Origin of the sequence: Achromobacter sp., assembly GCF_050285585.1 — a bacterium.
GTDB lineage: Bacteria > Pseudomonadota > Gammaproteobacteria > Burkholderiales > Burkholderiaceae_B > Achromobacter.
In genome coordinates this window covers 490,399-512,411 of sequence record NZ_JBLZXF010000002.1, presented here as the reverse complement: position 1 = coordinate 512,411, position 22,013 = coordinate 490,399, and the positions used below count along the sequence as shown (strand labels likewise).

The window sequence follows — 22,013 nt, the reverse complement described above, 5'->3', positions numbered from 1 at the left end:
ATGGCTCCTATTCCATATGGTGAAATCATGCCGGATTTCTCTAATTTAGATCGGTACTAAAAACTGGGTTAGGGTCATGAGTAGTCGAAGTTACATCTTCGTCGGACTGAAGACCTTGATGTTGTATCCGTCCGCGTAGATGGGACTGTCCTTTGCTCTTGGCGGGGGGGCATGTTACTTGCCTTGTGGTCGTACTGTGCGGCTCTAGTCATCTGCCGGTTTGTCAGCCTGGCTTTTGTTGCTCCTCCTCTAGAGCGAACTGATCCCTTGTTGGGGTGAATTTGGACCGTGCGGGCAAGGTCTCGACACTTGAACAGCGCACAATGGGTGGAGGGGCTGCACTCAACTATGGGAGGGATACCGGTGGGTTGAGGTGGAGGCGCAAGTGCTGACGCAGGGTTACTTAAGCCGGTGTGTACGAGAGCATTCACGGAAGACGCTTGCCTGGAACTCCCGTCTGATGGTCACGGCGGTACACGTGAGGAGGCCACGCGTGTGTCACGGGAGCGACAGGGCGTATGGAGCTATCCGCCTACTGGGTAGCTGAATTGACTGAGCAAGACTACGCGTGGCCAGGCTCGCGTTCGTATACGACGATAGCTCCCAGATTCGCGGCTCGATCTTTCGCGTGCAGACTTAAGGGCACGACCGCGATCCTGCAGGAATAGACAGTCTGACCGCAGTCTTGTAGTAGATGACTAGGTTGGCTCAAAAAGGACAAAGCGCAGGGCGGCAGATGGTGCGGCGGGCACTGGTCCGCTTAATGAGTGTTCGTGCAAAGGGGGGGCTCTACTGTCGGCGCCCCGGGAGAACGTTTGATTGTGCTGATGTCCCCTATGGGTTACAATCATGTCATGCCATCTATCCGTACTACCCCTGCCTTCGATGGCTGGTTTGCCGACTTGAGGGACATTCGTGCTAGGGCTCGAATTCAAGCCCGGATTGACCGACTGGAAATGGGAAATCCCGGTGATAGTAAGGCTGTCGGTAGCGGGATTACCGAATTGCGCATCGACTACGGTCCGGGCTACCGGGTGTATTACATCCAGCGTGGCGCTGTGCTGATAGTCTTGCTGTGTGGTGGCAATAAATCTACTCAGCAGGCCGACATTGCACGTGCAAGGATGATTGCCGGCGCGCTTGATATGAAGGAGTGATCCATGAACAAGGTAGAAACACGTCCTTGGGACTCTGCTGCACACCTTCGCAACGACGAGGAAATGGCCGCCTACCTTGATGCGGTCCTCGAAGAGGCGGGCGACGATCCTAAGTTCATCGCTCATGCCCTTGGTGTAATCGCACGTGCTCGCGGTATGAGCCAGCTTGCTCGCGATACTGGCATAAAGCGCGAAAGCCTGTATCGAGCGCTTTCGGGCGAAGGTAATCCCGAATTTGCAACCATTTGGAAGGTCGTTCGAGCGCTGGGTATTCGCTTGCACGCTGAGCCGGCGTGAAGCGAAATACTCGGTTTAATCGACTCCTTGGAGTAGATTCAATCTCCCAGGCGAGAATGCCTCGATATGCTCTAGAGAGCGCCCACCGCCAGAGCGGCCAGCCCGGCTGCCGATCAGATCAACCTAATCCTACCGTATCGCTGGTGGCCAGTGACATGCCCCCGGAATATCCGTACAGGTCAAAACTAGAGGTAAGGTTGCTTCTCAGCGCCTCGAACGGGGCGAGGAGGGGCCATGAAACGGTCGAGATTTACCGAAGAGCAGACCACCTTTGCGCTGCGATTGGCCGATAGTGGCACGACCGGTGGTCGACGTATGTCGGCAGCTGGCGTGTCGGAGGCGACTTTCTACACGTGGAAGAAGAAATACGCCGATTTCTGGGTGAGTGAGCTGCGTAAGCTCAAGCAGCTTGAGGATGAGAATGCACGCCTGCGGCGCATCGTCGCTGATCTGACGCCGGACAAGCAGATCCTGCAGGAGGTGGTGCGAAAAAAAGTCTGAAGGCCGCCAAGTGGCGCGAGCTGGCGGCATGGATTCACGAGCGCTTCCAGATCAGTGCAGCGCGCTTGCACACTGGCGCTGCTGCAACGGTCGACCTGGTTCGCCAAGAGTCATGCGCGAGACCAAAGCGCGCTGCGCCAGCGCATTCGCGACATCGCCCTGAGTCGTCCGAGGTTCGGCTAGCGGCGTGTGTTAGTGATGCTGCAACGCGAGGGTTGGAACGTGGGCAAGAAACGCGTCTATCGCCTCTACAGCCTGGAAGGCCTGCAATTGCGAATGAAGGTCAAGCGTCGTAAACGCATTGCTCTACTGCGAGGCAAGCCTCCGGTGCCGATCGGGCCGAACCAGCACTGGAGCATGGACTTCGTTCATGATCAGATGCTAGACGGACGCAGCGTTCGCATCTTGACCGTCATTGATCAATGGAGTCGTGAGAGTGTCTGCCTAGAGGCCAACTTTCGGCAGACTGGCCGGGGCGTCGGTCAGGCGCTGGACCGGTCGGCGGTCCTGCGTGGGCTTGTCCAAGGCGATCACCGTGGATAACGGAACGGAATTTATGTCTCGGTCGTTGGACGACTGGGCATACCGACGCGGCATCAAACTCGATTACACACGCCCAGGCAAGCCGACGGATAATGGGCTGATCGAGTCGTTCAACGGTCGACTGCATGATGAATTCCTTAACGCGCATGAATTCATCACGCTCCACGACCTGCAGCAAAAACTGCGAGCTTGGCAGGACGACTACAACCATCATCGTCCCCACGGCTCACTCGGTCATCTGACCCCGCGTGAGTACGTTCAAAAGTGGTCAGTGCAACCAAAAGAGGCAGCCACTCTCCAGTTTTGAACTGTCCAAATTGCGGGGGAAGGTCACCAGCGGCAGAATCTCTAGATGCAGCGTGTCTAGCGGTAGGGGGACGGATAGAACTGCCACGCCCATGCCTTTGCGAACTAGAGGGCAGGCGCTGACCCAATCCCGCACTGTGACGCGCATATTCCTCGGTTCAGTTCCGGGTGCTAGGCCGGGCTCGATCCATTCGAGGAGCAGCCACCCGTCGTCAGGATGGCGGGCTAATCGGCCAGTTCGGCAAGAGAGATCCCCTGCGCCGACGCGCGGCGGTCCGGCGGGGGGCGGCTGGACCGTTTGTCTGCATATATGGCTCGCAGCGCGAAGCGCCCGACGGTGTGGGCGGCGCTTTACGCGGAAACGCTGGAGTGAGCGCAGTTGCCGCCCGGCGCTTCACGCTCCGGGGCGCCTCAGCCCGGCAGCAGCGCCGCCAGCAGCGGCCTGCCGTAAGGCGAGCCCAGTACCAGGAAGGCCGCCACGTTCGCGGTAACCGTTGCCCAGAACACCGCCCGGAAAGCCGGCTTGACGGACTTGTGCCTCAGCCATTCCTGGGCGATCAACGCGCCGGGCCAGCCTCCGGCAAGCGCGAGGAGATGCAAGGTCTTCTCGGGAGTCCGCCACTGGTCGGCCCGGGCCGCGGCCTTGTCGGCGGCATAGACCGCAAAGGTCAGCACGCTCAGCGCCAGATAGGCCAAGCCCACGGCGATCGGCACGCGCCACAACGCGGCGGTCAACGCATACAGGGCGATAAATGCGGGTACCAGCCAGATCAGCCGGCGGCGCCGCCGTCCTGCGCGCCCTGTCGTAGCGCCTCGCGAGGGCGTTTTCCGCACCGCCTGAAGCCTGCTCACAGCCGGTCGACAAGGCGCAGGACCTCGCTCAGCGATTGCAGCGATCCATTGCCCAGCGCCTGCGTTGCGCGCCGGTCGAGGTGATAGCCATGCATGCCGAACGCCCGCGGACCGGCCATGTCGGCATCCGGCGTGTCGCCAACCATGAGGACCTCATGGGGCTGGCAGGCAAGGCCATCGCACAAGTATCGGTAGATCGCGGGCTGCGGTTTCACCGCCCCGGCGTCGTACGACCACGCGCAGAATTCCGGCTGCACGGGCAGCAGCGTCAGCACGGGCGGCCCATAGGGAGCGGCCAGGTTCGAACATAGCGCGACCTTGATTCCCTTGTCTTTCAAGGCGGTCAAGGTGGGGGCGGCATCCGCGAAGAGCGTGATGGACTGGATCTCATCGCGCAGGTCCGCTTCCAGCGCGCGCAGCTCGTCCTCGTTGACCATGCCTCCGAACAAGCGGGCCGCTTGCCTGAGGTCTAGGGGGCTGCTCATCGCCCGCGCGCCATCGTCGCTTTGCCGCGGGCGGCCCGCCTGGCTCAGCAGCCGGACCAGCTTCCGGAATGGGCGGGCCGGCCGCTCGATGCGGACCAATGTCCCGAATACGTCAAATGCCACGGCCTTGATCGCCATTGAGCCTCCTGCTGTGCCAGAAACGCGCCGCAGCCGGTTCGAGAATCGGAATCGGCGGCATCGCGAATGAAATTCTAACGGCAGGCATGCGGCGACCGGCTACCATCGGCCCATGAACCCTGCACCCGCAATCCCGATCCAGGCAGGCCAGGCGCTGGCCATCCTGCAACGCCATCTGGGCGGCACGCTCGTGGCCTGCTACCTGCACGGCTCCGCCCTGAGCGGCGGCTTGCGCCCGCAAAGCGATGTGGACGTGCTGGCCATCGTCGACAGGCCGCTCGCCCACGCCACGCGCGGCCCGCTGGTCCGCGACCTGATGGAGATCTCCGCCTATCCCGCGCGCTCCGACGCGCTGCGGCCATTGGAAGTCATGGTTTTCTGCCTGCAGGACCTCGATCCATTGCCTTACCCCGCGCGCAGCGAATTCCTTTTCGGCGAATGGCTGCGCGCCGAGTTCGTCGCGGGCGGCCTCCCTATGCCCGTGTCCGATCCGGAACTGACCATCGTGCTGGCGCAGGCCCGGCAACAGGCGTTGCCTTTGCTCGGCCCCGGCCCGCAGCGTCTTCTTCCCGTCGTGCCGGCGCCGGACCTCGCGCGCGCCATGGCCGGCGCGCTGCCGGCGCTGATGGCGTCGCTGGAAGGCGACGAGCGCAACGTGCTGCTGACCCTGGCCCGCATGTGGCGAACCGCCAGCACCGGAGAAATCGTCTCCAAGGACGAAGCCGCGGCATGGGCCGCGGCGCGCATGCCGGCGGCTGCGGCCCGGCTCCTGCGCGAGGCGCGCTCGGCGTATCTGGAAGGCGGGAACGAGGACTGGACGGAACGGCGAAATGAAGCCGAGCGCGTCGCGGGGGCGTTGCGCGCGGAGGTGAGGAGGGCATTGCCGGGGGGCGAGGCGTGAAATGAGTCGCCGCGGCGCGCAACGGAGGCTACATGCGGCGCGTCTGCCGCGGCGTTTCGCCGAAAGCCTGGCGGTAGGCCCGCGAAAAATCGCCCAGATGGGTGAAGCCGAAGCGCGCCGCAATGTCGCTGACCTTGTCCGCATTTCGGTCCTGCGACAAGGCTTGGCGCACCGCTCGCAGGCGCTGCATGCGCAACCACTGCAACGGCGATTGCCCGCACTCGTCCCGGAACAAGGCCTGCAAGCGCCTGACCGATAGGCCGCAATGGCTGGCGACCATGGCTACGGGCAGGCGTTCGCCCAGGTGTTCGAGCATGTAGCCCTGCGCGCGGCGGATGGCTTGCGGCGCGGAAGGCGGCGGCGCCGGCCACAGGTGCGCGGCCATGCTATGCGGCTGGTGCAGCAACAGTGTGGTGGCGACCAGCATCTCGGTCTGGGCCAGCAGGGCCGCCTGCGAGACAGTCGCGCCCTGGTCCAGTCCGGAGCACCGCGCCACCCACTGCAGCATGGGCATCAACGCTTGCCAGCCGGGGGTATGCAAGGGAATGACCGCATCGAAGCAGATATCGGGCGGCTGTTCCTGCATGGTCAGGCGGTGCCAGGCATCGGCGATGGCCGCCCTGTCCAGGCGCAGCAGAACCTGTTCGTAGTCGTGGCTGGCCGTGAAGTGAAACGGCCTGTCGGGGCTGAGGAGAAACGCCTTGTCGGGCGACACCTCGATGCGATGCCCGTCGAAATGAAACTCCGCGCGCCCCTGGGTGGGCAGCACCAGCAGGTAATAGCCGTCCAGGCCGTCGCAGTCGGGGTCGATGCCGATGTCCGCCCCATATCCATGCCTGAGTTTCAGCAGCGACAGGCGTCCGCAAGGAACGAGCTCAAGCCGGCTGTGGACGATGCGCCCGCGAATGACATGCAAACGGTACGAATTGAGCACCTGGCCGATCTGCTGCCGGGCCTCGTCGAGGTCGGCGGTATTCACGATCCGATACTGCTCGAACGGCACTTGGGCAAACAGGGCAGCGGTCATCTGATTTCACGTGGGCAGGGTCTCCACATATTACTGGGCATTTATCGCACCGCGACGAAAAGAGCGCTTTTCCGATAGCCGGCGGCGGGGAACCGATAGACGGCGCGGCGGACGGAAACGACGATAACGCGCTGCGCGTGCCCGCCGGATTCCGGGCGCCGCAATGGTCTGTATTCAACGCGGAACAAGCCCTTGCAGGCGTCCGCCGCGCGTTTGCCGGAGGCTTGGAAATGAAACGCACGTTGTCCCCCTTGTTGTTGTCGCTCGCCGTCTCGGCTCCGGCTCATGCCGCGGATGCCGTCTACAACTACACAGACGGGAGCCGGTCGTCTACCGCGGGGGGGAGCGAAACCGGCAGTAGCGGGCCGGCCAACACCGGGCAGAGCGGGCAGGCGGCGGGGAGCGTGACGGTCGGGCTTACGGGGAGTTCGACAGGCGTCGACATTGCCACCAGCAATGCGCCAGGCGTGCGGGCCAACAGCGCGGGCGGCACTGGCGCGAACGGCGTGCCGGGTGTCGGCGATACGGGGCCAGGCGGCGGCAATGGCGGCGCGGGCGGAGTCGTCAGCGTGACCGGAGCCGGGCGTGTCGGCGTCACCGTAACGGGCGACAACGCAATCGGCGTCCAGGCGACATCCACCGGCGGGCAGGGCGGGTTCGCGGGATCCGAAGGCGATGGCCCTGGCTACTTCGGCGGTTATGGCGGGTATGGGGGGAACGTTACCGTCGATTTCTCGCAAGGTTCGGGCACGATATCGACCTCCGGCACCAATGCTTTCGGCGTGCAGGCAACCTCCATTGCGGGAAGCACGGGCACCAACGGCACCAACTACATCGTCATCGACTTCGATGACCTGTCCAATGGCCGCCATGGCGGCAATTCCGGCACGGTGGACGTGACCATGGGCGGCGGCATGGCAATTACCACCTCCGGCACCAACGCCATCGGTGTCGTCGCCCGTGGCGTCAGCGGCAATGGCGGCGATGGCACCTCGGCCGCGGGCCCGGTCAGCACCGGCAAGGGCGGAACGGGCGGGAATGGCGGCGTTACGCAGACGGTCTCCGTGAGCAATGGGGGCGCCATCAGCACGTCCGGCACCGGCGCCATCGGAATCTTCGCCCAGTCCATAACGGGCAGCGGGGGCGCGGGCGGCAATTCCCAGGACGCCGGGGGCAGCCATGCGGGGGCCGCCGGCAATGGCGGCACCGCCGGCGAGCTTTCCGTCGGCAACACGGGCAAGATCGGCACCACTGGCAGCTACGCTCCCGGCATTCTGGGGCAATCGGTATCCGGCGCCGGCGGCATCGGGGGCAGCGCATCGGGTCTATTCGATGCCCACGGCGGGAAGGGCGGCACGACCCCGGACGGCGGCACGATCAACATCACGAATTCCGGCACCATCACCACCCGCAACGCGAACTCGCAGGGCATCGTCGCCCAGTCGCTGGGCGGGGGCGGCGGCATGGGCGGCGATGCCGGCGGCATGATCGACATCGACGGAGGCACCGGCGGGGTCGGCGGCAATGGCGGCAGCGTCAACATCACCAACCTTGCCGGCGCCATCAGCACCAGCGGCCAGCTTTCGCAAGGCGTGGTCGCGCAGTCGATCGGCGGGGGGGGTGGCATGGGCGGCGTCGCCACGGGCGCCGGCGCCATCGGCGCCAGCACGATAGGCGGCAACGGCGGTATCGCCGGCGCGGGCGGTTCCGCGAAGATCGCGACCAGCGCGCTGACGTTGAACACGGCGGGAACGGCGTCAACAGGCTTGCTCGCCCAGTCGATCGGCGGCGGCGGGGGGGCGGGCGGCGGCGCTTATTCCACGTCCGCGGGCCCGCTCCTGGATATCGCCGTGGCGGTCGGCGGCACGGCCAATACCGGCGGCGGCGGGGGCGCCGCGACCGTCACCGTTCAGAATTCCAGCATTTCGACGGGCGGGGGCGGCCAGGACGTCCAGATCACCAGGAATGGCGAGGTAACGACAGTAAACCTGCCGGCCGTGGATTCCCATGGCGTCGTCGCCCAATCGGTCGGCGGCGGCGGCGGCAATGGCGGCGCCGGCTCGGCGGCGTCGTACGCCATCGCGATTCCCAATGGTTCGGAAGATCCCGGCGCGAAAATCACCTTCTCCGGAGCTTTCTCCACCGGCGGCTCGGGAGGCTCGGGCGGCAGCGGCGGTCACGCGACCGCCACCATCAGCGACGGCTCCACGGTCACGACGGCAGGCGATGGCAGCATCGGCGTCATCGTCCACTCGATCGGCGGGGGCGGCGGCAATGGGGGCGACAGCTCGGCCATGGCCGCCACGATAGGCTACGGCATACCGATACCGTTCCTCAGCACCAAAATCACGCCCTCGACCAACGCAATCAATGTGTCGCACAGCGTCGGCGGCTCGGGCGGATCCGGCGGCAACGGGGGAACCACCTCTTTCACGCTGGGCGACACTAGCAGCCAATCGACCTCTGACGTTACGACTTCGGGCGATGGAGCCATCGGCGCGCTGATCCAGTCGATCGGTGGGGGCGGCGGCAATGGCGGCATCGGCAATGCCGCCGTCAATAGCTGGTCGACCAGCCAGAACGCGGACTTCACCATCGGCGTGGGAGGCAAGGGCGGCAACGGCGGCGACGGCGGCTCGGCCTATGCCACGGTCAACGCCAATGGCACCCTTACCACCCGTGGCCATGGCTCCGACGGGATGCTCGCGCAGTCCATCGGCGGCGGTGGCGGCGTGGGTTCCGGGTCGGCCATCAATGTCTCCGGGCTGCATACCTGGGCGACGGCCGTGGCCAACATTCCTGTCGGAAACGAGGTCGACGACAACGGCAACAAGATCGCCGTCGGCATGAACCTCAATCGCACGATCAACGTCGCAGCCCAAAATGGTGCCAGCGGACACGCCAACACGGTGACCGTAACGCACAACGGGTCCATCAACACGTACGGCATCGACTCCGCCGGTATCGTCGCGCAATCCATTGGCGGCGGCGGAGGTTCCGCCGGATCGGCCGGCGCCGACGCTACGACGGGAGTGCTTCCAGGTATGCCCCTCACCTCCGCGGTTCAGGACCTGGTGACCGACGGGGTAACGGTCACGGTTCCCGTCAACATAACCAGCACGATAAACATGGGCGGCACGGTGTTGAACACCGGCAGCGCGGGCTCGGTCGATGTCAATAGCACCGGCGGAAAGATCGCGACGATTGGCGATTATTCCACTGGCGTGATCGCCCAGAGCCTGGGCGGCGGCGGTGGGCGCGCCCGCGTCGTGACCGTCGGCGCGGAGACCGGTGGTGCGCTCGACAGCGCCGCCCAGCTATCGGTCAAGACCTCCCTTACGCTCGGGAGCATCATCAGCGACCAACGAGACTCGGTGCCGACGCTGGGGCATGGCAATGAGGTACAGGTCGTCCTGAACGGTGCGACCATTTCGACCGGCCGGCAAAGCGCCAACGGCCCGACTTCGTCGACGCCGAACAGCGGCCTTCATGCCTATGGCGTTCTGGCCCAGAGCATCGGCGGTGGCGGGGGCTTGGCGATAGACGGCTCCGCCGATCCCAATGGCTCGGCAACGCTGGGGCTGAACTACTCTTGGGACGGAAACGACGAAGCCCCGAGCCTCGCGGACAGCGCCGGCCATGCGGTGACGCTGCACGTCGGGCAAGGGGGCAACGGCACCAGCATCCAGACCTATGGCGATGGCGCCCACGGCGCGGTGCTGCAGTCGATCGGCGGCGGTGGCGGCGTTGCCAATTTTGGTTCGTCAGCCGTCAACGTACCCGATGGCTCCAGCCGAAAAATCGCAGTTCAGCTTGGCGCGACGATCGCGGGACCGTCGACGCTCGGTAGCGGCACAGTGCAACTCACCTACGACCAGGGCGCGACACTTGACATTACAACTTCGGGGAACGGTGCCTTCGGCATTCTGGCGCAAAGTATTAGCGGCGGAGGCGGCCTGGTGGGCGTCAGTCAGGGTGTTGCGCTGGATTACTCGATGATCGGCGTGCTTGACTATAGTAGAGACCAATACGCGTCTCCAGGCAGCGCCGGAGCCGTTTCCATTGCCCTGCCCGCGGATACCACGATCAATACTGTGGGAACGGGAGCCCACGGCATTCTTGCGCAGTCGATCGGCAGCGGCGGCGGTGTCGTCACGTCATACCGGTACGGCCAGACGCCCAAGCTCGTCGATACGGCATTTTTTGGCTCGTCGAGTTCGGCTGGGAATGCCGGCGCCGTCTCCGTGTCTACCAATGGGAAGATCAATGTGGCAGGCGCCGGCGCCTATGGCGTGGTTGCCCAATCCATCGCAGGCAGTGGCGGCCTGCTCACGTCGGACGGCAGTGTCTCCCTCGGCCGAGATTTGACCACCTCCAGCTTGGGGAGGTCCGGAAACGTAACGGTCAATGTTCAAGGATCGGTCACCGCAAGCGGCGAAAATGGCATTGGCGTCCTCGCGCAAAGCAATGGCAACGGAACCATAGCGGTCAACGTGGGCGGCGCCAGCCCCGGCACGGTGTCGGGCGGCTCCGGCGACCAGGGCGTCGGCATCCTGGTGGTGGGCGGCAACAGCAGCAACAAGGTCACTATCAGCCAGGGATCCTGGATTTGGGCCGCTTCGGGAAGCGCCATCAAAACGATTGGAACGTACGGTTCTCAGAAGGTCGATGTCGACAACCAGGGCCAGATCTATGGAAACACCTGGCTCCAGGGCGGCTCGATCTCGGGCAACTTCCAGAATCCCAACGGGACGCCTCCCGGCGCGCAAAGCGGCACATTGACCAACGCCGGCTCCCTGGTCGCCATGCCGGGCAAGGTCTCCTATGTCGACGGCCATCTGGTCCAGACGGCCGCCGGCCGCATCGTTCCGCATCTGGATTACAGCAACGACATCAGCGGGCAGTATGTGGTCACCGGTTCCGCCACGCTTGCCGGAACGATCGAACCCGCGCTTGCCAGCGCGATGCCGGACAAGTATCTGCCGGTATTCACCACCGAGGGGCCCACCACCGGAACGCTGCGCACGCCGGATAGCCCCTTGTTTGCGTACACCACGCGCCAGACCGGAAACCGGCGTGACGTCGCGATCACCGGCACGCATTTCAACGCGCCGGCATTGGGGTTGAACAAGCACAAAGGCGGCGTCGCGCGCACGCTGGAAAACGTCTTTGCTTCGGGCAATGCGGCGCTGGGGCCGTTCTTCGCGGAACTGGATGCAACGGCCAGGGCGAGTCTGGCGGACTATCGCGACGCGATAGGCGAATTGTCCCCGCGCAGCACGATGACGCTGTTTTCGCGCGTGGCGGCAGACGCATCGCGGATCGCGGACGCCTCGATGAGCTGCCCCGAGTTCGCTTCAGGTTCCGGGCAGGCGGACGCCATCCTCGTCGAAGGCGAGTGCGGGTACGTCACCGTGCGGGGCAATACGACCTCCCTCAGCGGCGATGCGGACCGCGGCAGCTCGCGCCTGAAGTCCTTTGCGCTGCAAGGCGGCGGGCAGCGCGAGGTCGGCGCCGGGCTCTTGCTGGGCGGATCGCTGGCCTACCAGGCGGACAGCTTCAGCAGCCACGATGGCGTCTCCGCCGACGGCAACAGCGTGCAAGGCGCCATCACCTTGAAGAAAAATCTGGGCGCCTGGCAAGTGAGCGGCGCCGTGTTCGGCAACTACGGCGAATTCGACACCAAACGCCATATCGGCGCGCCCGGCTTCTCCGCGACCGCCAAGGGCGAAGCGCCCATGTACTCGCTCGGCGCGCGTGGCCGCGTTGCCTACACCACCGGCACGGAACGGCTTTATCTGCGCCCATCGGTGAATCTCGACCTGGTGCATGCCCGCAGCAGCTCGTTCAACGAGAAGGGAGCGGGCGACCTGGGCCTGAAGATCGCGTCCTCAAGCTACAACACCGCGATCCTCACGCCCGAAATCGAAGTCGGCGGCCGTATCGACCTGAAAGGCGGCAGCGTCCTGCGGACCTTCGCGCTCGCCGGGGTGAGCCTCCGGTCCAACGACGAGTGGGAGGGACGCGCGTCGTTCATCGGCGGAGAACGTTCACCGAGCTTCGGCATGCAGGCCCCGCTGGATCGCGCCGCGCTACGCCTGGGGGCCGGCGCGCAGCTGTTTGCGAACAAGCAGGTGGATCTGCAGATACGGTACGACGCCGAACTGGGCAGCGAAGCGAAATCGCACAATATCGCGGCGAAGTTCGCTTATCGCTTCTAGAGGGGTAGCATGAACGCAGAGCCGCCGGGGCACCGAAAGCAGCGCCTGCGCGCGCGAAGCGGCTTCCTGATTGCTGCGGCAACGCCGTTCATTCCTGCGAGGAGCAAAACATGCCCACACGCCTGCGTGCCATCCATTCGGATATTACGAAGCTTCACGTGGAAGCCATTGTCAATGCCGCGAACTCCTCATTGCTCGGCGGAGGAGGAGTCGATGGCGCCATCCACCGCGCAGCAGGTCCCGAGCTGTTGCAGGAGTGCAGGGGACTGGGTGGTTGCAAGACCGGCGATGCGAAGGTGACCCAGGGCTACCGCCTTCCTGCTCGATACGTCATTCATACTGTGGGCCCGGTATGGAGGGGCGGAGGCAGCGGAGAGCCGGAATTGCTGTCCAGCTGCTATCGCCGGTGCATCGAGCTGGCCGAAGGGAATGCGGTTGCCTCGATTGCGTTTCCTAGCATCAGCACCGGGGTATACGGCTATCCGATCGAATTGGCGGCGGAGGTGGCCGTCAAGAGCGTTCGCGAAAGCCTATCTGGCGGCTCGCCGGTCCAGGAGGTGGTTTTCTGTTGCTTTTCGGCGGAAGACCTTGCCCAGTATGAGCGAGTGTTGAATGGCGCTCTCACCTAGGCCCGGTGAGATAACGGCATTCATCAGCTGACGTACGACAGCCGCGGCGGCGGCACCCGTTGCTGTACCAGGCCAACCCGCTCGACCACCTTCTCGCACGAGGCTTCCAGGTGGAGCCTCAGCGCCTCTTGGGCTTGTGCCAGGCATCCCTGTTCCAGCGCCTCGATTATTTCCAGGTGCTCCTGCATGAACGGATCGAGATTCGGCATGGGGGCGGCCGCGCCCAGCACGTGCTTGCTGAGCGTGAGAATGCAGCGGGTTCGCTGCAGGCTTTCGAGAATGCTGTCGTTGGGGCAGTGGCTCAGCAGTTCGACGTGGAGATCGTGCTCCATGCCGTCCAGCGCTGCGCGCGTGAGCCTGGGGTACCGCGATTTGGCTTTGCGCAGCCGCTCCGCCATGCCTGCAAGCTCCCTGGGGAGAATCTTGCCGGCGGCGCCCGCCAGCGCCGCGGGCTCCAGCAGCCAGCGCAGCTCATAGAGGTTGCGGATGCGCCGTTCGTCCAACGGGGTCACCGTCCAGCGCTGCCGGTCGTCCTTGCCTACCAGCCCCAGGCCTTCCAGCCGTAGCAGCACGTCGCGCGCGGCGGTTCGGCCAGCCCCGAAGTGCCGCGCCAGCTCGACCTCGTTGAGCCGGTAGGACCCGAATACCGACAGATGCACGACGTCATGCTCGACGGCGTGATAGATGTTCTCCCAGCCTTGCGGCTTGCGCACCGGTTCCGAAGCCGCTTCCAGGCCCAGCATGTCGGCGGACAAGGGGAGCCGTACCGGGGAGCCGGGATCGGCGTCGCCGCCCGCCAGAAGGCCCCTGCCGTCAAAGCGCCTTGCCAGCCCCTCGGCTTCCAGTTCGCGCAGCGCCTGGCGTACCGGACTGCGCGTCACGCCCAGCAGCTCTGCCAGCGGCCCTTCGAGCAGGACGATGCCTTGCGGAAGCGTGCCTGTGGCCAAGGCGCCGCGCAGCAGGTCGGCGACCCGGGCATAGAGAGGAGTCCGGGAATTGGCTCCGAGAGGGGACGTTTCAAGAGAGGCGGCGGTCGGTTGTTGCTTCACGGTGGCGAACGATTGTGTATCTGCTCACATCGTACGGTAGTCCGTCCCCTTCAGGTTCGACGCTAGGGAAAACGCGAATGGTTGTTGTCGGCAAAGTTCGTTTACTTTGGTTTTTGTCGGCATTGTTCATTTATGCGCCGCAGCCGCAATTCCCTTTCGTCACGACACCATGGCCTACGACTTCGATTTCAGCTTCCTGCCCACGCACTGGGATGTATTGCTTGCCGGGGCCTGGTCGACGGTGCGCATGTCCCTCGCCACCATCGTCCTGGGGTTTGTGCTTGGCGCCATCCTGGCGGTGCTGCGCACCCACGGCCCGAACTGGGCGCGGCGGGCTGTCACCGTCTACGTGGACGTGATCCGCAACACGCCCCTGGTGATCCAGGCGTTCTGGCTGTTCTTTGGCCTGGCGTCCTTGCAGATTCGCGTGCCGGCCATCGCCGCGGCGGTGATCGCGCTGACGATCAACGTTTCGGCCTATACGACCGAGATCATGCGCGCCGGCATCGAATCGATCCCTCGCGGCCAGATCGAGGCGGCATCCTGTCTGGGGATGAGCCGCTGGAAAGTCCTGCGCCTGGTGATCCTGCCTCAGGCCGTGGAACGGATGTATCCGGCGCTGGCCAGCCAGTTCGTGCTGATGATGCTGGCGACCTCGATCATGTCGCAGATTTCCGTGGAAGAACTGACCTCCGCCGGCTATGGCGTCCAGTCGGAGACCTTTCGCGGTTTCGAGATCTACCTGGTGGTCGCCGCGCTCTACCTGGTCATGTCCTGGCTGCTGCGCCTGCTGATGGCCGGCCTGGCGCAACTGGCATTCAGCCGTCGCCGCCGTCTCGGCACTTCCCTGTAAATCCCCCTCTTTCTCCCTCCAAGGAACAGGCGATGCTTGGCATTTCCCTCGAACAACTGCAGTTCATCCTGCGGGGCGCTGGCTGGACCTTGCTGCTTTCGTCCATGGGCTTTCTGGGCGGGGCCATGGTGGGCCTGCCATTGGCGCTTGCCCGCAGCCGTGGCGGGCGCATGCTGAGGGTGATAACGGGCGGCCTTATCCAGCTGGTGCAGGGCATTCCGTTGCCCGTGCTGATGTTCCTCTGTTACTTCGGCATCAGCATCGCCGGATACGACCTGCCGAGCCTGGTGGCGGCCGGGCTGGCGATGACCGCGTATTCCGGCGCGTTTCTCGCGGAAATCTGGAAGGCCTGTATCCAGGCGGTCTCGAAGACCCAATGGGAAGCGGCGGAATGCCTGGCGCTGCGCCCGCTTCAGCGCGTGTGGTACGTCGTGCTGCCCCAGGCCGCGCGAATCGCCGTCGCGCCCACGGTCGGCTTCCTGGTGCAGATCGTCAAGAACTCCTCGTATGCGGTGGTCATCGGATTCTTCGACCTGACCTATTCGGCGCGGGTGGTGAACAACTCGACGTTCGAACCCTTCGCGGTGTTCAGCATCGCGGCCGTTCTCTATTTCGCCATCTGCTACCCCCTGTCGGTGCTGTCGTACCGATTGGAAAAGCGCCTGAAGCGCGCATAGGCGCACACCAGAAAATCAAACAAAGGAGACCGGTCTCATGGACGAGATCATTTGCTTCAAGCAGGTCAACAAGTCCTTCGGCGATGTACAGGTGCTGAAGGGCGTCAGCTTCTCGGTCGGGCGTGGGCAGGTGGTTGCCCTGATCGGCCGCAGCGGCTCGGGCAAGACCACGGCATTGCGCTGCATCAACGGGCTGGAGGAGATCCAGGGCGGCCAGCTGCAGGTCTGCGGCCGGTCCCTGGAGCGCGGCAATGTCGACCTCCTGGCGCTGCACCAGGAGGTGGGCATCGTCTTCCAGGCCTACAACCTGTTCCCGCATCTGACGGTGCTGCAGAACATCACGCTCGCGCCGCGCAAGGTCAAGGGAGTCGCGGCATCCGAGGCCGAGGCCCTGGCCATGCAGATGCTGGGCAAGGTCGGGCTGCAGGACCGCGCCCACTACTACCCCGAGCAGCTTTCCGGCGGACAGCAGCAGCGCGTTGCCATTGCCCGGTCGCTGGCGATGCAACCCAAGCTGATGCTGTTCGACGAAGTCACGTCGGCGCTGGATCCGGAGCTGACCGGCGAGGTGCTGCGCGTTATCGAGGACCTGGCCAGCGACGGCATGACCATGGTCCTGGTCACTCATGAAATGGCCTTCGCCAAATCGGTCGCCAACCAGATCCTGTTCATGCACCAGGGCGTGGTCTGGGAGGAGGGCGACGGCCAGATGTTGTCCCGACCACGTACCGCCGAACTGCAGCAGTTCGTTGCGAACGGCCTGTAGCAGCCCTGGAACGGGCCGCCCATCACTCATACGCACCACTAAAAACTCTTGGGAGACTCCCTATGAATGCCTTGCCCCGGTTCCTCGCCGCCTTTGCGGCTTCTCTCCTGCTGGCCGCGCCTTTCGCCGCCCGGTCCAATACCCTGGAAGCGATCAAACAGCGCAACAAGATCATCGTGGCCGTCGATATCAGCGCGCCGCCATACGGCATGCTGGATGGGCAGGCGCGCCAGACGGGTTCCGACGTCGAAGCGGCCCAATTGCTGGCCAAGGACCTGGGCGTCGCGTTGGAGATCGTTCCGGTCAACGGCCCCAACCGCGTCCCGTTCCTGTTGAGCCGCAAGGTGGACGTGGTGCTGGCGTCCTTCTCCATCACCGAGGAGCGCAAGAAGGTCGTTGCGTACTCCGCGCCGTATGGGGTGGTTCCGGTTCTTGTCGCCGGGCCCGGTTCGGCTTCGGTCGCCAGCTTCAGCGACCTCGCCGGCAAGACGATCGCCGTCACGCGCGGAACCACCAGCGACCAGGAACTCACCCGGGGCCTGAAAGACATCCCCGGCGCGCAGATCGTCCGCTACGAGGACGATGCCACGACGAACACCGCCGTCGCCACCGGCCAGCAGGACTTCCTGGTCGGCGCGCCAAGCGTGCTGCCGGCCATCAAGAAGGCCAATCCCGCGCGCGACATCGTGCCCAAGTTCATCGCCAAGTCGTATCCCTACGCCGTGGGGCTGCGCAAGAACGAACCCGAACTGAAGGAGTGGCTCGATGGCTGGGTCGAGGCGAACCTGAAGAACGGCAAATTCAACGAGATCTACCAGCGCTACTTCGGCATGCCCTTGCCCGCCGACATGCAACGCTGACCGCCAAGGAGAATTCCATGCTCAGCAACCATGCGGGAAACCTGCAGCCATCAAAGGGTACGGTGCGCGTGATCCGGCTGCACCCGCAAGACGACGTGGTCGTCGTGCTGGATCAGATGATCGCCGGCACGCCGGTGGCCAGCGAAGGCGTGACCGTGGCGGGCCTGATTCCGCCCGGTCACAAGATGGCGACCCGCAGCATCGCGCAGGGAGAGGCCGTGCGCCGCTACGGCCAGATCATCGGCTTCGCCACCCAGCCTATCCGTCCCGGGCAGCACGTCCATACGCACAACCTGTCCATCGGCGATTTTGCGCGCGACTATGCCCATGCGGCCGACGCCCGCCCCACCGCCATGGCGGCCGAGCCCGCCACATTCCAGGGTATCGTCCGCGCCGACGGCAGGGTGGCCACGCGCAACTACATCGGAATCCTGACCAGCGTTAACTGTTCGGCCACGGTCGCTCGCGCCATTGCCGACCATTTCCGCCGCGACATCCATCCGCAGGCGCTTGCCGACTATCCCAACGTCGATGGTGTCGTGGCCCTCACTCACCACAGCGGCTGCGCCATGGACGCCGCGGGCGATGGCCTGAAGATGCTTCAGCGGACCCTGGGCGGCTACGCGACCCATCCCAATTTCGCCAGCCTGCTCATCATCGGCCTGGGCTGCGAAACCAATCAGATCCCCGGCCTGCTGGCCACCCAGGGATTGAGCGACGGCCCCAACCTGCATACCTTCACCATCCAGGACACCGGTGGCACCACGCGCACGATCGCCCGCGGCATCGAACTCATCCGCGAAATGCTGCCCCAGGCCAACGCCGTCTCGCGGCAACCGGTAGCCGCCGGCCATCTGCGCATCGGCCTGCAGTGCGGGGGCTCGGACGGCTACTCCGGCATTTCGGCGAACCCGGTGCTGGGCGCGGCCGTGGACCTGCTGGTGCAGCACGGCGGCACCGCCATCCTGTCGGAAACCCCGGAAATCTACGGGGCCGAGCATCTGCTGACCCGGCGCGCGCAAACTCCCGACGTCGGCCGCAAGCTGGTCGAGCGCATCCGCTGGTGGGAGGAATACTGCGCCCGCAATGGCGCCTCGATGGACAACAACCCCTCGTCCGGCAACAAGGCGGGCGGTCTGACCACCGTGCTGGAGAAATCCCTGGGCGGCATCGCCAAGGCAGGCTCGACCAACCTGGTGGAGGTGTACCAATATGCCGAGCCGGTGCGCGCGCGCGGCCTGGTCTTCATGGACACGCCGGGCTACGACCCCGTGTCGGCCACCGGCCAGGTGGCCGGCGGCGCGAATCTCATCTGCTTCACCACCGGCCGCGGCTCGGCCTACGGCTGCGCGCCTGCGCCCTCGTTCAAGCTGGCCACCAACACCGCGCTCTGGCAGCGGCAGGCCGACGACATGGACCTGGATTGCGGTGGCGTGCTGGACGGCACCCGCAGCATCGCCGAGCTTGGCGAAGTGCTGTTCCAGCGCTTGCTCGAAACCGCCTCCGGCAAGCGGTCGCGCAGCGAGCTTCACGGCTATGGACAGCAAGAATTCGTTCCCTGGCAGACCAGCGTCATTACCTGATCCGCCGACTTCCAATCGTTCACGGAGGAGCCTCATGGCCCGACACAAGAACCCGCGCTATCGCGGCATCTATCCCGTCGTTCCGACGATCTTCAAGGAGGACGGCTCGCTCGATCCCGAGGGGCAGCGGCGCTGCGTCAACTTCATGCTCGATTCGGGCGCCGACGGGGTGTGCGTGCTGGCGAACTATTCGGAACAGTTCCTGCTGGCCGACGACGAGCGCGAAATCCTGACCCGCCACGTACTGGAAACCGTCGACGGCCGCGTTCCGGTGATCGTGACGACCAGCCACTTCAGCTCCCGGCTATGCATCGAACGCAGCCGCCGCGCCCAGGAGATGGGCGCGGCCATGGTGATGGTGATGCCGCCCTATCACGGCGCAACCTTCCGCGTGGGCGAGGTCCAGATCCACGAGTTCTACGCGCGCCTGTCCGACGCATTGACTATCCCCATCATGATCCAGGACGCGCCGGCGGCCGGAACCCCGATGCCGCCGGCATTTCTTGCCCGTATGGCCCGGGAGATCGAGCATGTCTCGTACTTCAAGATGGAGACGGCGGGCGCCGCGGGCAAGCTGCGCGAACTCATCGAACTCGGCGGCGACGCCATCGAGGGCCCGTGGGATGGCGAAGAGGGTATTACGCTGCTGGCGGATCTCGACGCGGGCGCCACGGGTTCGATGACGGGCGGCGGCTTCGTCGACGGCATCAAGCCCATCATCGAAGCCCACCGCGAGGGCGACCATGACCGGGCCTTCGCCCAATACCAGGCCTGGCTGCCCCTGATCAACTACGAAAACAGGCAGGCGGGCTTTCTGGCGGCCAAGGCGCTGATGAAGGAAGGAGGCGTCATCGACTGCGATGCCCCGCGGCATCCGTGGCCGGCCCTGCATCCCGAAACCCGCAAGGGGCTGCTGGCCACCGCGCGGCGGCTGGATCCGCTGGTGCTGCGCTGGGGGAGGTGACGGAGAGGAGGCAGCCCGCCGCCGCGGGCTGGCGCCTTCCCCTCCGGCCCTCACCCAGGATCGGGCATGCCCACCTAGAACGTGGCGCGTGTCGTCAGCAGGACGGTCCGCGGCGCGCCCAGCAGCCAGGTGGCGTCCGAGCCCGACACGGCATATTCGCGGTCGGTCAGATTCTTCACCGTCAGCATGAAACTCAGTGCGGGCGAGTAGTCATAAGTGAGCGCCGCGTCCACGACGGTGTAGCCGGGCAGCCAGCGGGAATTGGCGGCATTGGTGGGCCGTTGGCCGACATAGCGCGCGCCCGCGCCGATTTTCCACTGCGGCGCAAACCGCCAGGTCGTCCAGAGATTGGCCATGCGCTCGGGGACGCCCGTGGGCACGTTGCCGTCGCGGGAGACCAATACGCCGGAAGCCAGCTCACCGAAGTCGTCGTAACGCGCGCGGAGCAGCGCGATGTTGGCATCGACGGTCCAGCCCGGGATGGGCTCGGCCGCAAAGGCCAGTTCGATGCCGGTGGACGACTGCCGGCCGACCTGCTGCGTGATCGTGGGATCCTCCGGGTCGCGAGAGAGCAGATGGCGCTTTTCGATGCGGTAGACGGCCGCAGTCCATTGGCCGCGTATCGATGGCACGAGGCCTTTGACACCGGCTTCGACCTGGTGTCCGCGGGTAAGGTCCAGATCCGTGCCGCCAGCCGGCAAGGAGAGCGCGCCGCTCAGCGGGTCCGTGCCCGTGGAATACTGTCCGTAGAAGGACAGCGTCTCGCTTGGGGCCCAGACGATGCCGACCCGGCCGGTCGTGGGGTCATAGGATTTGCCTTGGCGCACGCCTGTGCGCAGATTGCTGTCGTCCAGCCGCATGTGCTCGTGGCGCAGGCCACCCACCAGCTTCCATTGCGGGGTCAGGTCCAGTGCGTTCTCGAGAAAGAGCGCGGTGGTCTGCAACGTGGCGCGGCGCCCACGCGTGGTGGGGTCGGGGCTGTCGAATTCTCCCCGGTCGACATCGTAGGGGTCTACGGTGCTGCTGCCGCCATACGGGGAATTGTTCGAGTGCAGCAGGGTGCTGCGGTACCAGTCGGCGCCGGCAACCAGCCGATTGCGCAGTCCGCCGATCCGGCCGTCCAGCGTCATGTCGAACCGGTTGCCGGTCTGCTCCTGGTCGTGAAGGATTTCCAGATAGTCTTCGCGAACGATCGACGCGCCGGCGGGGTCGAATCCATAGGACTCCGCGTTGCGCCAGTGGCGTTTGGACGTCAGGTAGTAGGTCTCGTTGCGCAGCTGCACATGGGGATTGACCGCATATTCCACCTTGGCGCGCCAGATGCGGTCGTCGTAATGCACCACGGCATCGGACACGTTGTAATTGATGCGTTTCAGGCTGTTGTCGAGCCCGCCATCGCGCAGCGGGGTGCCGAAGTAGCGCGCATCGTCGTTGACCCCGCCATCCAGCGAGAAGGTGGCCTTCCATCGCGAGGCCGGCTTGACTGAAAGCGCGAGCGCATAGTTGCGTCGGCTGGTGTCCTCCAGCGCTCGGTACCCGTCGCTGCGTTCGCCATCGACATACATGGAGTACGCCACCACATCGTTGATGGGGCCGCGCAGGCCGACGCCGCCCTGCACCGCGCCGTACGAGCCCACGCCCAGGAAGGCCTCGCGTTGCGTCTCGCCCCAGACCGGTTTCTTGGTGACGTAGTTCACCGCGGCGCCGATGGCCCCATCTCCGTAGAGCACCGACGCCGGGCCGCGCAGGACTTCCACCGACTGGAGCGGCCAGGTCGAAAACGGGTAGGTAACCGTGCCGGCGGCGACGACCTGGCGCGTTCCATCCACCAGCTGCGCGACCGAGTTATGGCCCACGAAGCCCCTTGCCACCAGGGACGTTCCCCCATTGCCCGGGGCGGGGGCTTCACTGATGCCCGGCATGCGTATTGCTGCCTCCTGCGCGCGGGTGAGGCCGCGGTCCGCCATCTCGTCGCTATGCATGACGCTGACGCTGGCCGGGGTGTCCAGCGGCGACAATCCCAGCCTCGATCCGACCTGCTGCGGGATATCCAGTCCCAGCGAGCTGCCCGGCGTGGCGTACACGCCATGGACTTCGACGGGGGCCAGCATCGTCGCCGGCGCGGGGCCTTCCTGAGCCAGGGCCGCGCCGCTGCCGAGCAGCGCGGCAATACCGATGATTCGCATAACTTCGTGTGGGGTTCG

16 protein-coding genes and 1 pseudogene are annotated in these 22,013 nt (G+C 65.1%); 12 read left to right on the top strand and 5 right to left on the bottom strand.

Going from position 1 to position 22,013, the window contains the following annotated elements; all coding sequences use genetic code 11:
- Positions 1-836 precede the first annotated feature (836 nt).
- The 3 genes and pseudogenes from ACN6PJ_RS05490 (at position 837) to ACN6PJ_RS05480 (ending at position 2,805) form a co-directional block, all read left to right on the top strand.
- On the top strand, positions 837-1,157 hold the full coding sequence (locus tag ACN6PJ_RS05490) for a type II toxin-antitoxin system RelE/ParE family toxin (protein ID WP_427994886.1): 321 nt from the start codon (positions 837-839) through the stop codon (positions 1,155-1,157).
- Between the two features lie 3 nt (positions 1,158-1,160).
- Positions 1,161-1,454, top strand: a complete 294-nt coding sequence (locus tag ACN6PJ_RS05485) for an addiction module antidote protein (protein WP_427994877.1) — start codon at positions 1,161-1,163, stop codon at positions 1,452-1,454.
- A gap of 234 nt (positions 1,455-1,688) precedes the next feature.
- A pseudogene (locus ACN6PJ_RS05480) lies at positions 1,689-2,805 on the top strand (IS3 family transposase).
- 410 nt (positions 2,806-3,215) lie between these two features.
- Here ACN6PJ_RS05480 and ACN6PJ_RS05475 read toward each other — a convergent pair.
- Both ACN6PJ_RS05475 and ACN6PJ_RS05470 read right to left on the bottom strand, forming a co-directional pair.
- A complete protein-coding gene (locus tag ACN6PJ_RS05475) occupies positions 3,216-3,539 on the bottom strand; it encodes a DUF1294 domain-containing protein (RefSeq protein ID WP_427994876.1) in 324 nt (107 codons plus the stop codon).
- 113 nt (positions 3,540-3,652) lie between these two features.
- Positions 3,653-4,279 carry an HAD family hydrolase gene (locus tag ACN6PJ_RS05470; protein WP_427994875.1) on the bottom strand — a complete coding sequence of 209 codons (627 nt, stop codon included), beginning with the start codon at positions 4,277-4,279 and terminating at the stop codon, positions 3,653-3,655.
- 112 nt (positions 4,280-4,391) lie between these two features.
- Here ACN6PJ_RS05470 and ACN6PJ_RS05465 point away from each other — a divergent pair, with 112 nt between their 5' ends.
- On the top strand, positions 4,392-5,180 hold the full coding sequence (locus tag ACN6PJ_RS05465; RefSeq protein ID WP_427994874.1) for an aminoglycoside adenylyltransferase family protein: 789 nt from the start codon (positions 4,392-4,394) through the stop codon (positions 5,178-5,180).
- A gap of 28 nt (positions 5,181-5,208) precedes the next feature.
- Here the strand turns inward: ACN6PJ_RS05465 and ACN6PJ_RS05460 are convergent, their stop codons facing one another.
- Positions 5,209-6,207 (bottom strand): AraC family transcriptional regulator, encoded by a 999-nt coding sequence (locus tag ACN6PJ_RS05460; RefSeq protein WP_427994873.1) that lies wholly within the window; start codon positions 6,205-6,207, stop codon positions 5,209-5,211.
- A 230-nt stretch (positions 6,208-6,437) separates the two neighbouring features.
- On the opposite strand from ACN6PJ_RS05460, the gene ACN6PJ_RS05455 reads away from it, so the two are divergent.
- Both ACN6PJ_RS05455 and ACN6PJ_RS05450 read left to right on the top strand, forming a co-directional pair.
- The gene (locus ACN6PJ_RS05455; protein WP_427994872.1) at positions 6,438-12,428 is read left to right on the top strand and encodes a hypothetical protein; all 5,991 of its coding nucleotides are present in this window, start codon (positions 6,438-6,440) and stop codon (positions 12,426-12,428) included.
- Between the two features lie 110 nt (positions 12,429-12,538).
- Positions 12,539-13,057, top strand: coding sequence for an O-acetyl-ADP-ribose deacetylase (locus ACN6PJ_RS05450; protein ID WP_427994871.1), 519 nt, complete (start codon positions 12,539-12,541; stop codon positions 13,055-13,057).
- Between the two features lie 23 nt (positions 13,058-13,080).
- On the opposite strand, the gene ACN6PJ_RS05445 is transcribed toward ACN6PJ_RS05450, so the two are convergent.
- Positions 13,081-14,106 (bottom strand): GntR family transcriptional regulator, encoded by a 1,026-nt coding sequence (locus tag ACN6PJ_RS05445; protein ID WP_427994870.1) that lies wholly within the window; start codon positions 14,104-14,106, stop codon positions 13,081-13,083.
- Between the two features lie 169 nt (positions 14,107-14,275).
- Between ACN6PJ_RS05445 and ACN6PJ_RS05440 the strand changes: the two genes are divergently transcribed.
- From ACN6PJ_RS05440 to ACN6PJ_RS05415, 6 genes are all read left to right on the top strand, one after another.
- Complete coding sequence (locus ACN6PJ_RS05440) at positions 14,276-14,959, top strand: amino acid ABC transporter permease (protein WP_427994869.1); 684 nt, start codon at positions 14,276-14,278, stop codon at positions 14,957-14,959.
- A gap of 32 nt (positions 14,960-14,991) precedes the next feature.
- A complete protein-coding gene (locus ACN6PJ_RS05435; RefSeq protein WP_427994868.1) occupies positions 14,992-15,636 on the top strand; it encodes an amino acid ABC transporter permease in 645 nt (214 codons plus the stop codon).
- A gap of 37 nt (positions 15,637-15,673) precedes the next feature.
- Complete coding sequence (locus tag ACN6PJ_RS05430; protein ID WP_427994867.1) at positions 15,674-16,402, top strand: amino acid ABC transporter ATP-binding protein; 729 nt, start codon at positions 15,674-15,676, stop codon at positions 16,400-16,402.
- A 62-nt stretch (positions 16,403-16,464) separates the two neighbouring features.
- Positions 16,465-17,262: a transporter substrate-binding domain-containing protein gene (locus tag ACN6PJ_RS05425; RefSeq protein ID WP_427994866.1), complete on the top strand. Its 798-nt coding sequence runs from the start codon at positions 16,465-16,467 to the stop codon at positions 17,260-17,262.
- Between the two features lie 17 nt (positions 17,263-17,279).
- Positions 17,280-18,845 (top strand): UxaA family hydrolase, encoded by a 1,566-nt coding sequence (locus tag ACN6PJ_RS05420; protein WP_427994865.1) that lies wholly within the window; start codon positions 17,280-17,282, stop codon positions 18,843-18,845.
- Positions 18,846-18,879: 34 nt separating this feature from the next.
- Positions 18,880-19,809, top strand: a complete 930-nt coding sequence (locus ACN6PJ_RS05415) for a dihydrodipicolinate synthase family protein (RefSeq protein ID WP_427994864.1) — start codon at positions 18,880-18,882, stop codon at positions 19,807-19,809.
- A gap of 74 nt (positions 19,810-19,883) precedes the next feature.
- Here the strand turns inward: ACN6PJ_RS05415 and ACN6PJ_RS05410 are convergent, their stop codons facing one another.
- Positions 19,884-21,995 carry a TonB-dependent receptor gene (locus ACN6PJ_RS05410; RefSeq protein WP_427994863.1) on the bottom strand — a complete coding sequence of 704 codons (2,112 nt, stop codon included), beginning with the start codon at positions 21,993-21,995 and terminating at the stop codon, positions 19,884-19,886.
- Positions 21,996-22,013 lie beyond the last annotated feature (18 nt).

What these genes read in the sequence shown, in the direction of transcription:
- ACN6PJ_RS05490 (WP_427994886.1), top strand. Translation starts at nt 837, where the DNA reads ATGGGTTACAATCATGTCATGCCATCTATCCGTACTACCCCTGCCTTC.
- ACN6PJ_RS05420 (WP_427994865.1), top strand. Translation starts at nt 17,280, where the DNA reads ATGCTCAGCAACCATGCGGGAAACCTGCAGCCATCAAAGGGTACGGTG.
- ACN6PJ_RS05410 (WP_427994863.1), bottom strand. Translation starts at nt 21,995, where the DNA reads ATGCGAATCATCGGTATTGCCGCGCTGCTCGGCAGCGGCGCGGCCCTG.
- ACN6PJ_RS05450 (WP_427994871.1), top strand. Translation starts at nt 12,539, where the DNA reads ATGCCCACACGCCTGCGTGCCATCCATTCGGATATTACGAAGCTTCAC.
- ACN6PJ_RS05465 (WP_427994874.1), top strand. Translation starts at nt 4,392, where the DNA reads ATGAACCCTGCACCCGCAATCCCGATCCAGGCAGGCCAGGCGCTGGCC.
- ACN6PJ_RS05460 (WP_427994873.1), bottom strand. Translation starts at nt 6,207, where the DNA reads ATGACCGCTGCCCTGTTTGCCCAAGTGCCGTTCGAGCAGTATCGGATC.
- ACN6PJ_RS05485 (WP_427994877.1), top strand. Translation starts at nt 1,161, where the DNA reads ATGAACAAGGTAGAAACACGTCCTTGGGACTCTGCTGCACACCTTCGC.
- ACN6PJ_RS05470 (WP_427994875.1), bottom strand. Translation starts at nt 4,279, where the DNA reads ATGGCGATCAAGGCCGTGGCATTTGACGTATTCGGGACATTGGTCCGC.
- ACN6PJ_RS05425 (WP_427994866.1), top strand. Translation starts at nt 16,465, where the DNA reads ATGAATGCCTTGCCCCGGTTCCTCGCCGCCTTTGCGGCTTCTCTCCTG.
- ACN6PJ_RS05440 (WP_427994869.1), top strand. Translation starts at nt 14,276, where the DNA reads ATGGCCTACGACTTCGATTTCAGCTTCCTGCCCACGCACTGGGATGTA.
- ACN6PJ_RS05455 (WP_427994872.1), top strand. Translation starts at nt 6,438, where the DNA reads ATGAAACGCACGTTGTCCCCCTTGTTGTTGTCGCTCGCCGTCTCGGCT.
- ACN6PJ_RS05435 (WP_427994868.1), top strand. Translation starts at nt 14,992, where the DNA reads ATGCTTGGCATTTCCCTCGAACAACTGCAGTTCATCCTGCGGGGCGCT.
- ACN6PJ_RS05415 (WP_427994864.1), top strand. Translation starts at nt 18,880, where the DNA reads ATGGCCCGACACAAGAACCCGCGCTATCGCGGCATCTATCCCGTCGTT.
- ACN6PJ_RS05430 (WP_427994867.1), top strand. Translation starts at nt 15,674, where the DNA reads ATGGACGAGATCATTTGCTTCAAGCAGGTCAACAAGTCCTTCGGCGAT.